At 71.9% G+C, this 12,125-nt stretch carries 13 protein-coding genes and 1 tRNA gene; 4 read left to right on the plus strand and 10 right to left on the minus strand.

The features are described 5' to 3' along the window. Positions 1-53: 53 nt before the first annotated feature. Positions 54-127, minus strand: a tRNA-Pro gene (locus tag QMK30_RS35725). A 183-nt stretch (positions 128-310) separates the two neighbouring features. Here QMK30_RS35725 and QMK30_RS35730 point away from each other — a divergent pair. Then, positions 311-802, plus strand: a complete 492-nt coding sequence (locus tag QMK30_RS35730; RefSeq protein WP_283522514.1) for a DUF309 domain-containing protein — start codon at positions 311-313, stop codon at positions 800-802. A gap of 32 nt (positions 803-834) precedes the next feature. Then, complete coding sequence (gene cobF, locus QMK30_RS35735) at positions 835-1,599, plus strand: precorrin-6A synthase (deacetylating) (protein WP_283522515.1); 765 nt, start codon at positions 835-837, stop codon at positions 1,597-1,599. Here cobF and QMK30_RS35740 read toward each other — a convergent pair. Continuing rightward, complete coding sequence (locus QMK30_RS35740) at positions 1,568-2,356, minus strand: cobalt-precorrin-6A reductase (RefSeq protein WP_283522516.1); 789 nt, start codon at positions 2,354-2,356, stop codon at positions 1,568-1,570. The genes cobF and QMK30_RS35740 overlap by 32 nt on opposite strands. A 132-nt stretch (positions 2,357-2,488) precedes the next feature. Between QMK30_RS35740 and QMK30_RS35745 the strand changes: the two genes are divergently transcribed. Further along, the gene (locus QMK30_RS35745; RefSeq protein ID WP_283522517.1) at positions 2,489-4,060 is read left to right on the plus strand and encodes an RNA polymerase sigma factor; all 1,572 of its coding nucleotides are present in this window, start codon (positions 2,489-2,491) and stop codon (positions 4,058-4,060) included. Here the strand turns inward: QMK30_RS35745 and QMK30_RS35750 are convergent. The 8 genes from QMK30_RS35750 to QMK30_RS35785 all read right to left on the minus strand — a co-directional run bounded on the left by QMK30_RS35750 (position 4,057) and on the right by QMK30_RS35785 (position 11,460). Beyond that, positions 4,057-5,289: a cytochrome P450 gene (locus QMK30_RS35750; RefSeq protein ID WP_283522541.1), complete on the minus strand. Its 1,233-nt coding sequence runs from the start codon at positions 5,287-5,289 to the stop codon at positions 4,057-4,059. The two genes, QMK30_RS35745 and QMK30_RS35750, sit on opposite strands and share 4 nt — an antisense overlap. A 69-nt stretch (positions 5,290-5,358) precedes the next feature. Then, on the minus strand, positions 5,359-6,363 hold the full coding sequence (locus QMK30_RS35755) for a proline racemase family protein (RefSeq protein WP_283522518.1): 1,005 nt from the start codon (positions 6,361-6,363) through the stop codon (positions 5,359-5,361). 1 nt (position 6,364) lies between these two features. Beyond that, on the minus strand, positions 6,365-7,288 hold the full coding sequence (locus QMK30_RS35760; RefSeq protein ID WP_283522519.1) for a dihydrodipicolinate synthase family protein: 924 nt from the start codon (positions 7,286-7,288) through the stop codon (positions 6,365-6,367). After that, a complete protein-coding gene (locus tag QMK30_RS35765) occupies positions 7,285-8,823 on the minus strand; it encodes an FAD-dependent oxidoreductase (RefSeq protein WP_283522520.1) in 1,539 nt (512 codons plus the stop codon). The genes QMK30_RS35760 and QMK30_RS35765 overlap by 4 nt, the downstream gene beginning before the upstream one ends. After that, positions 8,820-9,077, minus strand: coding sequence for a (2Fe-2S)-binding protein (locus QMK30_RS35770; protein ID WP_502963291.1), 258 nt, complete (start codon positions 9,075-9,077; stop codon positions 8,820-8,822). The genes QMK30_RS35765 and QMK30_RS35770 overlap by 4 nt, the downstream gene beginning before the upstream one ends. Beyond that, complete coding sequence (locus QMK30_RS35775; RefSeq protein ID WP_283522521.1) at positions 9,074-10,258, minus strand: NAD(P)/FAD-dependent oxidoreductase; 1,185 nt, start codon at positions 10,256-10,258, stop codon at positions 9,074-9,076. Before QMK30_RS35775 ends, QMK30_RS35770 begins: the two co-directional genes overlap by 4 nt. A 39-nt stretch (positions 10,259-10,297) precedes the next feature. Then, complete coding sequence (locus tag QMK30_RS35780; RefSeq protein ID WP_283522522.1) at positions 10,298-10,900, minus strand: helix-turn-helix domain-containing protein; 603 nt, start codon at positions 10,898-10,900, stop codon at positions 10,298-10,300. A 218-nt stretch (positions 10,901-11,118) separates the two neighbouring features. After that, positions 11,119-11,460 (minus strand): hypothetical protein, encoded by a 342-nt coding sequence (locus QMK30_RS35785; protein WP_283522523.1) that lies wholly within the window; start codon positions 11,458-11,460, stop codon positions 11,119-11,121. A 166-nt stretch (positions 11,461-11,626) separates the two neighbouring features. On the opposite strand from QMK30_RS35785, the gene QMK30_RS35790 reads away from it, so the two are divergent. Then, positions 11,627-12,049, plus strand: coding sequence for a DUF350 domain-containing protein (locus QMK30_RS35790; RefSeq protein WP_283522524.1), 423 nt, complete (start codon positions 11,627-11,629; stop codon positions 12,047-12,049). The last annotated feature ends 76 nt before the right edge of the window (positions 12,050-12,125 follow it).

A 12,125-nucleotide genomic window follows, 5' to 3' on the forward strand; every position in this document is an offset into this window, starting at 1 on the left:
AAGGGCCGGTTTCGGATTGCTCCGAAACCGGCCCTGACCTCGACTCTCTTGAGTCGGGACGACAGGATTTGAACCTGCGACCCCTTGACCCCCAGTCAAGTGCGCTACCAAGCTGCGCCACGTCCCGGCACCCGCTGACCTGGGGTTTCCCCCGGCTGAGCGTGCACCAGAACCATACCTCACTCCACGGGTGCTCCTCACTCCGCTGCGTCCACCTCCGCCGTACTGGTGGTGGGCGGGGGCGCGTTCAGGCGGTCGGGTGGCGCCTGCGCGGCCCCCGCCCGACCGCCCCGGGAGGGACAATGGGGACGTGGACGATACGCAGCACGACCGCAGGGACCGCGACCCCGAGGGGCGGGCCCGCAACGCGCGACCGCGGGACGGCCTGGGTCGGCCGCTGCCGTACGGCGAACCGGGCGTGGAACGCCAGCCCGAGGGTGTGGTGCGTACCGGCGAGGACACCGTCGAGGAGGCACAGCGGCTGCTCGACGCCGGGATGCCCTTCCACGCGCACGAGGTCTTCGAGGACGCCTGGAAGTCGGGCCCGGAGGCGGAGAGCGCCCTGTGGCGGGCGCTCGCCCAGCTGGCCGTGGGCCTCACCCATGCCGCCCGTGGCAACAGGAGCGGCGGCGCGACGCTGCTGCGACGCGGGGCCACCGGCATCGCCGAGTGTCACGACGCCCGCCCGTACGGCATCGATCTTGCCCACCTGGCCTCCTGGGCGAAGGAGTTGGCGGACCGGGTCGTACAGGAGGAGAAGCCGGTGTCGGCCGCCGGGAGCGCTCCGCGCCTGCGGGGCTGACCGCGCGATCACCCGTACGGCAGACTCGGGGCGTGAGAAAGATCTATGTCATCGGCATCGGGGCGGGCGACCCCGACCATCTGACGCTCCAGGCCGTCAAGGCGCTCAACGCGGTGGACGTCTTCTTCCTGCTGGACAAGGGCGAGGAGAAGTCCGACCTGATCCGGCTGCGCCACGACATCCTCGACCGGCACATCACGGACGGCCGGGCGTACCGGCTCGTCGAGGGGCGCGATCCGGACCGCGACCGCAAGGCCGGCGGCGCCGACTACTCCCCCGCAGTCGGTGACTGGCGTAGCCGCCGGGCCGACATCTTCGAGCGGATGATCACCGACGAGCTGGCCGATGATGAGACCGGGGCCTTCCTGGTCTGGGGCGACCCTGCGCTGTACGACAGCACCCTCGGCATCCTGGAAGAGATCCTGGAGCGCGGCACGGTGGCCTTCGACCATGAGGTCGTGCCCGGCGTCAGCAGTGTCTCCGCACTCGTCGCACGGCACCGCACCGGACTGAACCGGGTCGGGCGTCCCGTGCAGATCACCACGGGACGGCGGCTCGCGGAAGGCTGGCCCGAGGGCGCGGACGACGTGGTGGTGATGCTCGACGCGCACCAAGTGTTCCAGCGGTACGCGCGGGAGGACCCGTACATCTACTGGGGGGCGTACATCGGGACCGCCGACGAGATCCTGGTCTCCGGCAGGCTCTCCGAGGTCTCGGAGCGGATCCTGGAGCTGCGCGCCGAGGCCCGTGCCCGCAAGGGCTGGATCATGGACACGTACCTGCTGCGCCGCGGCTGACCCCCGGACCCGGTCGGCCCAGACGGGCCAGCGCCCCTGCTACGTCCGGCACCACGGACACCCCGCTCGGCGGGGGCGGGCGGCGTACGACGACGACCGGCAGGCCGAGGTCGCGGGCGGCGGTGAGCTTGGCCGCGGTGGCCGGGCCGCCGCTGTCCTTGGTGACCAGGACATCGATGGTGTGTGCACGCAGTAGCGCCGTCTCGCCCTCCACGGTGTACGGGCCCCGGTCGAGCAGCACCTCGGTGCGGCGGGGCAGCGGCGGCTCCGGGGCCTCCACCGAACGTACGAGGAAGTGCAGCCCGTCCAGGCCCGCGAAGGCGGCCAGGCCGAGCCGGCCGGTGGTGAGGAAGACCCGCCGGCCGAGCGCGGGAAGCCGGGTGGCGGCATCGGCGAGATCGGCGGCCCCGTGCCACTGATCGCCGGGGCCCGCGTGCCAGCCGGGGCGGCGCAGCGCGAACAGCGTGACGCCCGTGGCGGCAGCCGCCCGCGCCGCGTTGGCGCTGATTTCGACGGCGAAGGGGTGAGTGGCGTCTATCACAGTGCTCACACGGTGCTCGCGCAGCCAGGCGGCCATTCCCGCAGGCCCACCGAAGCCGCCGACCCTGACGTCCCCGACCGGCGTCCTGAGGTGCGCGACGCGCCCGGCGAATGAGGTGGTGACCCGGAATGCGGGACGCTGGGCCAGTGTTTCCGCAAGCTGGCGGGCCTGTGTCGTACCGCCGAGTATCAGTACATGGGCGCTGCCGTCGGTCATGCCGTCACGCTACCCGGAGGGCCTCCACCGGACCGTTTCAGGAAAGTGGCCCAGGTCACTCCATTCAAGGCGTAACGAAATGGCGCGGGCGTGCGATGAACCCACAGGAGTCGTCGCGCTGCCCGTTACGTCATGCGCCGTCGCCCAGTCATCATTTTTTGCTACGAGAGGCTCCTCGTGTCGGTCAGTCCGTCCCGCCCGTTTCCACAGGAGATTGCGGAATCCCCTTCCTTGATCACGCTCATTGAGCGCGGCAAGGAGCAGGGTCACATCAACGGCGACGACGTACGCCACGCCTTCGAGGCGGACAGCATCCCCGCGGACCAGTGGAAGCGGGTGCTGCGCAGCCTCAACCAGATCCTCGACGAGGAGGGCGTGACGCTGATGGTGACGGCGGCCGCCGCTGCCGCCAAGGCTCCCGTCAAGCGTGCGCGCAAGACGGTCGCGCGGGACGAGGAGAAGCGTCCGGCCAAGAAGGCCGCCGTCAAGAAGACGACGGTCAAGAAGACCGCCGCGGCAGCCTCCACGGCGTCCTCCGCGTCAATACCGGTAGGCGACGGCGCGGACGAGGCTCCGGCCCCGGCGAAGCGCGCGGCGAAAAAGACTGTTGCGAAGAAGACCGCAGCCAAGAAGACCGCAGCCACCGAGGAGACGCAGCCCGACGCATGGGCCGACGACTCGGGCAGTGAGGACTCGGACGACAAGCCCACGAAGCCCGCGCAGCAGGGTGACGGCTACGTCCTGTCCGACGAGGACGAGGACGACGCACCCGCGCAGCAGGTCATGGTCGCCGGCGCCACCGCCGACCCGGTCAAGGACTACCTGAAGCTGATCGGCAAGGTGCCGCTGCTCAACGCCGAGCAGGAGGTGGAGCTCGCCAAGCGCATCGAGGCGGGCCTCTTCTCCGAGCACAAGCTTGAGGACGAGAGCGAGCAGGACGCGGTCTTCCGCCGTGAGCTGGAGATCCTCGTCGAGGACGGCCGCCGGGCCAAGAACCACCTCCTTGAGGCCAACCTCCGTCTGGTGGTCTCGCTGGCCAAGCGCTACACCGGCCGCGGCATGCTCTTCCTGGACCTCATCCAGGAGGGCAATGTCGGTCTGATCCGCGCGGTGGAGAAGTTCGACTACACCAAGGGCTTCAAGTTCTCCACGTACGCGACCTGGTGGATCCGTCAGGCGATCACCCGCGCGATGGCCGACCAGGCCCGCACCATCCGTATCCCGGTGCACATGGTCGAAGTCATCAACAAGCTGGCGCGCGTGCAGCGCCAGATGCTCCAGGACCTGGGCCGCGAGCCCACCCCGGAGGAGCTCGCCAAGGAGCTCGACATGACCCCCGAGAAGGTCATCGAGGTCCAGAAGTACGGCCGCGAGCCCATCTCCCTGCACACCCCCCTGGGTGAGGAGGGCGACAGCGAGTTCGGTGACCTCATCGAGGACTCCGAGGCCGTCGTCCCCGCCGACGCGGTCAGCTTCACCTTCCTGCAGGAGCAGCTGCACTCGGTCCTCGACACCCTCTCCGAGCGTGAGGCGGGCGTCGTGTCGATGCGTTTCGGTCTGGCCGACGGACAGCCCAAGACCCTGGACGAGATCGGCAAGGTCTACGGGGTGACGCGCGAGCGCATCCGGCAGATCGAGTCCAAGACCATGTCCAAGCTCCGTCACCCGTCGCGCTCGCAGGTCCTGCGCGACTACCTGGATTAAAAAACCAGATGCAGCGCCTCGGGCGAGCGGTGGATCAGGGTCGGTCGCCAGACGACCTCCTGGTCCGCCGCGAGGCGCAGGCCGGGCAGCCTGCGGGTGAACAGTTCGAGGGTGAGGCGGATCTGCTCCCGGCCGAGCTGTGACCCGGGGCAGGCGTGCACGCCGCGCCCGAAGGACACATGGCGGGCCGGGGTCCGCGTGATGTCGAAGGTGTCGGGCCTGTCGTGGCGCTGTGCGTCCCGGTTGGCCGAACCGTAGGCGACGAACACGGCGGTGCCGGCCTTCAGCCGGGTACCGGCGAGGGTGAGCGTACGGGTGGTGATTCGGCGGAAACCCTGGACCGCGGTGTCGTGGCGGGCGGCCTCCTCGATCGCGGCGGGGATCAGCTCCGGCCGCGCGCACACCAGCTCCCACTGCTCGCGGTGGCGCAGCAGGTGGAACAGGGTGGTGCCGATCAGCGCGGTGGTGGTCAAGTGCCCCGCGATCAGCAGGTTCTGCAGCTGGGCGACCATCTCGTGGCGCTGGTCGGGCGTGAGTTCACCGGTGCCGGGCACGAGCGCCGCTGTCATGGTGGAGATCAGATCGTCGCGCGGGCTCGCTCGGCGTGCGCGTACGTACGCGTCGAGCAGCAGCTGCAACGCGACGACGTCACGGGCGGCGGCGATCTGCTCGTCCTCCGCCAGCGGCCGGAACAGCAGCTGCTCGGCGCGCAGGCCGCCGTACACAGCCGTCGTCACGTCGGCACGGTCCAGACCGAGCAGCCGGCCGATCACCTCACCGGGCAGCTTCCCGGCGTACTGGGCCATCAGCTCGACCCGTCCCTCCCCGGTCTTCGTACCGTCCGTGAAGGCGTCGACGTACGCCTCGGCGAGCTCGGCTGCGTACGAGACGACGGCGGCGACCGGGCCGGACGACAGCCCGCGGTTGAGCGGAGCCCGGTACTTGTGGTGGCGCGGCCCGTCGGAGGTCACGACGGTGGGCCGGCGCCCCATTCCTTTGGCCAGCTCGGCGAGGGCCGCCCCAGACGGTACGACATCGGGGCGCAGCGCGTTGGCCGAGGAGAAGTCCTCGGGCCTGCCCAGGACTTCCCGTACGTCGGCGTCCCGTGCGACGAGCCAGGCGTCCAGCTCGGGCACGAAGGTCAGGCCCTCGGCGGCGCGGGCACGCGCGTAGTGGGGGTAGGGGTCGCGTTGCAGGGCGTCGAGTGCGGCTAGCGCGCCGGTGTCCACTGTGTCCACGCCGCCATCGTGCCCGAACCGACGGCCCGGGAGTAGTGGGCCTCGCCCGGTCACCGGCTCTCAGAGCGTGAAACCGGCCGGGAACGGATCGGTGGGATCGAGCAGGTACTGGCCCATCCCGGTGATCCAGGCCCTTCCGCTCACGGTCGGTACCACGGCGGGCAGCCCGCCCACGGTCGTGTCGCCGATCAGCCGTCCGGTGAAACGGGTGCCGAGCAGAGATTCGTTCACGAAGTCCTGGTGCAGAGGCAGTTGGCCGCGCGCGTGCAGCAGGGCCATCCGGGCCGAGGTGCCCGTGCCGCACGGGGAGCGGTCGAACCAGCCGGGATGGATGGCCATCGCGTTGCGGGCGTCGCTGCCGCCCTCGGTGCCGGGGGCGACGAACTGGACGTGCTTACAGCCGCCGATGCCCGGATCGGCCGGGTGTACGGGCCTGTTCTGGGCGTTGATCGCGTCCATGAGGGCCAGACCCGCGTCGAGCATCCGGTTCTTCTCGGCCTTGTCGAAGCCGATGCCCAGGCCGGCGAGGGGCAGTACGGCGTAGAAATTGCCGCCGTACGCCATGTCGTAGCGGACCCGGCCGAGGCCGGGGACTTCGGCCTCGGCGTCCAGTTCCAGGGCGAACGCGGGGACGTTCTGGAAGGTCACCGAGGTGGCCCGGCCGTCCTCGACCGCGACGTCGGCGACCACCAGTCCCGCGGGGGTGTCGAGCCGTACCTGGGTGACAGGTTCCGTCACCTCGACCATGCCCGTCTCGACCAGCACGGTCGCCACACCGATGGTGCCGTGGCCGCACATCGGCAGACAGCCCGAGACCTCGATGTACAGGACGCCCCAATCGGTGTCCGACCGGATCGGCGGCTGGAGGACGGCGCCGCTCATCGCGGAGTGTCCACGCGGCTCGTTGACCAGCAACTCCCTTATGTGGTCCAGGTGTTTGACGAAGTACTCGCGGCGGGCCGCCATGGTGTCGCCGGGGATCACGCCGATTCCGCCGGTGATGACCCGGGTCGGCATGCCCTCGGTGTGCGAGTCGACCGCGGAGAAGTACCTCGACGCACGCATCTCAGGCGCCCAGCGGGTGGGCGGCGAGGTGGTCGGTGGCGCGGCGCAGGTCCGCGTCGAGCGCGGTGAGCTGTCCCGCGCCGAGCGGGCCGCGGGGCGGGCGGCACGGGCCTCCGTAGCGGCCGACCGCGTCCATGCTGTGCTTGATGGCCTGGACGAACTCGGTGCGCGAGTCCCAGCGGAAGGCGGCCACCAGGGGTTCGTACAGGGCGCGGGCCTCGGCGGTCCTGCCCTGCGCGGCGAGGTCGAAGAGCCGTACGGACGCGGCGGGGAAGACATTGGGGAACCCGGCGAACCACCCGGTGGCCCCCATCAGCAGCGACTCCAGGGCCACGTCGTCGGCCCCGGCGACGACGGTCAGTCCGGGTGACAGCTCGGCTATCTCCGTGACCCGGCGTACGTCACCCGAGAACTCCTTCACGGCGACGACGTTGTCCAGCTTGGCGATCTCCGCGACGACGGCCGGGGTCAGGTCGACCTTGGTGTCGACGGGGTTGTTGTAGACCATGACGGGCAGGCCGACGCTCGCGACCTGCTCGAAGTGGTGGATCACCTCGGAGACGTTCGCGCGGTACATCGTCGGCGGCAGACAGAGCACTCCGTGCGCGCCGTCCTCGGCCGCTTTCTCGGCCCACGCGCGGGCCTGGTGCGAGCCGACACCGTGCACGCCGACCACCACGATCCCGTCGTCGCCGACCGCCTCGACAGCGGTACGGGCGACCGCGCGGCGCTCCTCGTCGGTGAGCGAGGAGTACTCGCCGAGCGAGCCGTTGGGTCCGACACCGCGGCAGCCGTTGTCGATGAGCCAGCGGCAGTGCGCGGCGTACTGATCGAGGTCGACGCGCAGACCGGCCGGTGCGCTCCGGTCCTCCCGGTAGGGCAGTGCGGTGGCGACGACGACTCCGGCGAGCTTCTCCTGCGTCATTCCTGCTCCTCCTGGGTGATCGGGTCGTGCGTGGTCCGGATGTGGGTCGCCCGGGCGTGGGTGTTCGGGCCGTGGGCGCCCTGCTCGCGGGCGCTCGGGCCGTGGGTGCTCAGGTTGTCGGCACCCAGGTCTTGGGCCCCCAGGGCCTGGGTGCTCAGGTTGTCGGCACCCAGGTCTTGGGCCCCCAGGGCGAGTTCCCCGAGCCGTACGGGCGTGGCGATCGGGCGGCGGGCGAAGGCGGTCGCGGGGTCGGGCAGGCCCGCGAGTTCCGCGGCGTTGCGTCCGCAGACGCGGCCCTGGCACAGGCCGAGCCCGGCTCTGCTGACCAGCTTCAGCGAGCGGACCCCGCAGGCTTCGCGGTCCTCGACGGCGCGGCGCAGCTCGCCGAGGGTGACCTCCTCGCAGCGGCACACGAGCGTGTCCTCGCGCGGCCAGCTCCGCCAGCCGGGCCCGACGGGGTACACCCGGTCCAGGGCGGCGGCGAACCGGCGCCCTTCGCGGACCCTGCGCAGCGCGCGGACCGGCGCCCGGGGGCGGGCACCGAGCAGGTGGGCCGCGGCCGTTCCCGCGACGGTGCCTTCGTCGGCGGCCAGGGTCGCGCCGCCGATTCCGGTCAGTTCACCGGCAGCGAAGACGCCGGGCACGGAGGTGGCCTGGGCAGCGTCGACGCTGACGAAGCCACCGTCGAGCGAACACCCTGCGGCCACGGCCAGTTCGAGCTGGGGAGTGAAGCCGAAGCCGACGCACACCGCGTCGGCCTCGATGTGTCGCGCGCTGCCCGGCACCACGTTCCACTGGCGGTCGAGGCGGGCCGTGGTCAGTGCTTCGACCCGGTCCTCCCCGTGAGCCTCGACGACGGTGCTGCGGCGCAGGTACGGGATGCGGTGGCGGGCGAACAGGGCGGCGTATCCGGCGAGTTCGCCCGCCTTGCCGCGCCCGGCCAGCAGTCCGGCGGACTGCGACAGCCAGCCGGTGACCGGGTCGTTCGCCTCCAGTACGCCGACCACTCGCGCCCCGACACCGATCAGGGAAGCGGCGACCGGCAGCAGGAAGGGGCCGGTCCCCGCGAGCAGGACCCGCTCCCCCACGGCCACCCCCTGGCCCTTCGCCAGCGCCTGGGCGGCGCCCACGGTGTACACCCCTGGCAGGTCCCAGCCGGGGAAGGGCAGCGCCCTGTCGTACGCGCCGGTGGCCAGGACCAGGGCCGGGGTGTCGATGCCGCGACCGGGCAGCGCGGGGCCGTCGGCCGGCCCGGTGCGCAGGTGGAGGCGGTGGCCGCCGCCGGGTGCGGGCTCCCATGCCCAGACGACGGTGTGCCCGAGGTGCTCGACGCCGGCCGGGAGCGCGAGTGCGGCGACGTTCCACCGGGTGCCGTCCGCCGAACCGGCTGCCGCGCGGCGGGAGTTCTGCCGGTGGTACTGGCCGCCGGCTGCGGTGGCCGAGTCGATCAGCAGGACCTCGGCGCCCGCCGCCGCGGCGGCCCGCGCCGCGTTGATGCCCGCCGGGCCCGCCCCCACCACGACGACCCGGCTCATGACGGCAGCTCCGCGCCGTACTGGGTGCGGATCTCGTCGCCGTCCTCGACGAGCCGCTGACAGGCCCGTACGTCCGGGATGCCGTTCACGACGACCAGGCAGTCGTAGCAGACGCCGATCCCGCAGAAGATCCCGCGCGGCCGGCCGCCGCTCCTCGTCGTGCGCCAGGACACCCGCCCGGCGCCGAGCAGCACCCCCGCGACGCTCTGCCCGGACTCCGCGGGCATCTCCTCACCGTCCACCCGCACCTTCACACCGGCGCCTCCTCCATGACGGCCGGGCGGTCCACCCGGAACGGGCCGGGGTCGACGGCCGGCGCCCGGCCCGCCCACAGGTCGGCGATCAACTGCCCGGTGGCGGCGGCCAGTCCGATCCCGGCGCCCTCGTGCCCCGTCGCGTGCCACAGGCCGGGCAGCCGGGGGTCCTCGCCGATGACGGGCAGATGGTCGGAGGCGTACGGCCGGAATCCGCCGTACGCCCGTATGACCGGGACTTCGGCGAGCACCGGGAACAATCCGACTGCCCTGCGCGCCAGTTGGCGCAGCACCTCGACGCGCAGGGTCTCGTCGAAGCCGACGCGCTCGCGGCTGGATCCGATGAGGACGGTGCCGGCGCGGGTCGACTCGACGACGGTCGATGTCTGGAGGTCGGCGTCGCCGCTGGCGACCGCGCCCACGTAGTCGGCGTCGTAGACCTTGTGCCGCACGGTGGCGGGCGGCAACGGCCCGGTGACGAGCACCATGCCGCGCCGGGGCAGTACGGCGATGCCCGCACCGGCGGCGGCCGCGAACCGGCCCGCCCAGGGACCGCACGCGTTGATCACCGCGCCGCAGCCGATCAGCCCCCGGTCGGTGCGCACACCGTCGACCGCACCCGCCGCGTCCCTGGTCACGCCGAGCGCCGTCACCCCGGCGAGGACCCGGCCGCCCCGGGCCCGTACGGCGGCGAGCAGGGCGGTCGCGGCGAGCACGGGCTGGAGCTGGGCGTCCCCGGGGTAGTGGACGGCGGCCGCGACGTGTGGCGTCAGATGCGGTTCCCGCTCGGCCGCTTCGGCCGGGCTCAGCGCGTACGCCAGGACGCCGGCCGTGCGCTGCGTCGCAGCGAACGCGGCGAGCGGCGCGAGGGCGGTCCCGGCGGTGGCGACGACCAGGCCGCCCTTGGGCTCCCACTCGGCCTCGGCGAGCGAGGGGCCGAGCAACTCCCGCAGTTCGGCGAGAAGTTCGGGCCAGCGACGGCGTGAGGCCCGCGCGAGGTCCAGTTCAGGTCCCGGCGCCTTGTCGGACAGCAGTACGTTGCCCTCGCCCGCGGCGGTGGTTCCGCTCGCGGGGGCGCCTCGGTCGAGCACGGTGACCCGCAGCCCTTCGGCTGCGAGCGCCTCGGCGCACACGGCGCCGATGATGCCCGCGCCGACCACCACCACGTCCGGGAGAACCATCCACCCCACCTCCGTTCATTTAAATGAACGGTCGTGACACTAGGGAGCACCCTCCAGCCGCGTCAACCCCTCGTGCGCACAAAGCAGTTGTCCGGCCGGGTACTCCAGCATCAGCACCGAGGCCACCGGCCCGCCGACGGTCTCGTAGACGTGCGGCGCCCGCGCCGCGAAGGACACGTAGTCGCCGGGCCCGAGCTCGTACGGCGCGTCCGGCGGGCCGACCCGCAGCCGCCCGGCCGTGACCACCACATGCTCCCGCCCCGGGTGTCCGTCCGACCGCTGCACCTCGCCGGGGCGCACCCGCTGGTCGTAGAGCTCGATGACCCGGTCGGTCAGGTCCATCCTGCGCAGCAGCCGCAGGTCCACCGCGTTGCTGCTGAGCACTTCGAGTCCGTCCGAGCGGACCAGGACCACGTCAGGCTCGGTCCGCTCGGTGAGCAGCGAGGACACAGGCACCCCCAGGGCGTTCGACAAACTGAACACCGTCTCGATGGTGGGGTTCCCGGTACCCGACTCCAACTGCGAGAGCGTGCCCTTCGCGATCCCGGACTGCCGCGCCAGCCCGGAGAGCGAGACACCGGCCCTCTCCCGCAGCGCCCGCAGGTTCGCCGCGAGCACTCGTCCCGCCTGTTCCCGGACCACCGGACCCCTCCTCGGTTGCGTTGCGGGGAGGCCAGTGCCGCGCCGGGCAACATTTACCCCGTCACGGTGTCCGGCACGCGCCCCCGAGTTCTCGCCTTCGCTCGAACAAGGAGGGCCCCCCTTCGCCGCACCGGACGCCGCTCCTCGACGGGCAAACGTTACCCGCCGCGGCACTAGCGGGGATTCAGGGTCTCAGGGAGCCCGGGAATCCCCGGAGGTCAGGGAATCAGGAACCGGTCCGCGGCCAGCGCAGCCAGCAGGCCCGCGCCCAGCAGCCAGCTGCCCAGCCGGGTGCGCCCGCGGCGGCTGAGTTCGACCACCACTCCGCACAGGATCAGGGCGAGCCCGTACACCCCCACGACCAGTACCGACGACCGGCTCGCCAGCCGTACCACCAGCACCACGGCCAGCGCCACCATCAGCAGCGAGGCCGCGGCCATCCGCAGCCTCCTGGCCTGACTCGGCGCCAGTCCGGGCCGCGTCGGCGCGGGACTTTCCGCAGGCTCCACCGAGGCCTCCGCCCGGGGTCCCAGCGCCTCTTCCTGGTCCGATCCACTCATGATCCGGAGCGTAACCGCTCGTGGCAGCACGTGTGCGGCCGCCCCGGACATACTGGTCGGCCGACCACCGGCGCCCACCACCCGCACCTCCCCACCAGCACGCACGTGCGATAGATTTCGCCTCGCCTCGACCACGATCAACTTGACCCGCGGAGACTCGACTTTCATGGAAGACATCGTCAACGGACTTGGCCGCGCGGCCGCTTACGGCGCCCTCGGCGTGGTGCTGCTGACCCTCGGCATCTTCCTGGTGGACGCCCTGACCCCCGGCAAGCTCGGCCGGCAGATCTGGGAGGAGCGCAACCGCAACGCCGCGCTCCTGCTCAGCTCCGCGCTCCTGGGTATCGGCGGCATCGTCTTCACGTCGATCTGGACGACGTACAACGACTTCGGCAAGGGCCTCGCGTCGACGGCCGCCTTCGGTGTGCTCGGTCTTGTGATGATGGCGGTGGCGTTCCTGGTGGTCGATCTGGTCACGCCGGGCAAGCTGGGCAAGACGCTGGTCGAGAGCGAGCCGCACCCGGCGGTCTGGGTGACCGCGTCCTGCAACATCGCGGTGGCAGCGATCATTTCGGCGTCCATCGCCTGACCCCCGGCGGGGCCCAGACCGACCGGCAACCGCCCGCCACAGCACAGAAGGGCGCCCCCCGCCCACCGGGGGGGCC

Source organism: Streptomyces sp. H27-C3, from assembly GCF_030063415.1.
Classification (GTDB): domain Bacteria; phylum Actinomycetota; class Actinomycetes; order Streptomycetales; family Streptomycetaceae; genus Streptomyces.

What these genes read in the sequence shown, in the direction of transcription:
- QMK30_RS35775 (WP_283522521.1), bottom strand. Translation starts at nt 10,258, where the DNA reads ATGGTTCTCCCGGACGTGGTGGTGGTCGGCGCGGGCATCATCGGCGCC.
- QMK30_RS35760 (WP_283522519.1), bottom strand. Translation starts at nt 7,288, where the DNA reads ATGACGCAGGAGAAGCTCGCCGGAGTCGTCGTCGCCACCGCACTGCCC.
- QMK30_RS35740 (WP_283522516.1), bottom strand. Translation starts at nt 2,356, where the DNA reads ATGACCGACGGCAGCGCCCATGTACTGATACTCGGCGGTACGACACAG.
- QMK30_RS35785 (WP_283522523.1), bottom strand. Translation starts at nt 11,460, where the DNA reads ATGAGTGGATCGGACCAGGAAGAGGCGCTGGGACCCCGGGCGGAGGCC.
- QMK30_RS35765 (WP_283522520.1), bottom strand. Translation starts at nt 8,823, where the DNA reads ATGAGCCGGGTCGTCGTGGTGGGGGCGGGCCCGGCGGGCATCAACGCG.
- QMK30_RS35755 (WP_283522518.1), bottom strand. Translation starts at nt 6,363, where the DNA reads ATGCGTGCGTCGAGGTACTTCTCCGCGGTCGACTCGCACACCGAGGGC.
- QMK30_RS35745 (WP_283522517.1), top strand. Translation starts at nt 2,489, where the DNA reads ATGCGCCGTCGCCCAGTCATCATTTTTTGCTACGAGAGGCTCCTCGTG.
- QMK30_RS35790 (WP_283522524.1), top strand. Translation starts at nt 11,627, where the DNA reads ATGGAAGACATCGTCAACGGACTTGGCCGCGCGGCCGCTTACGGCGCC.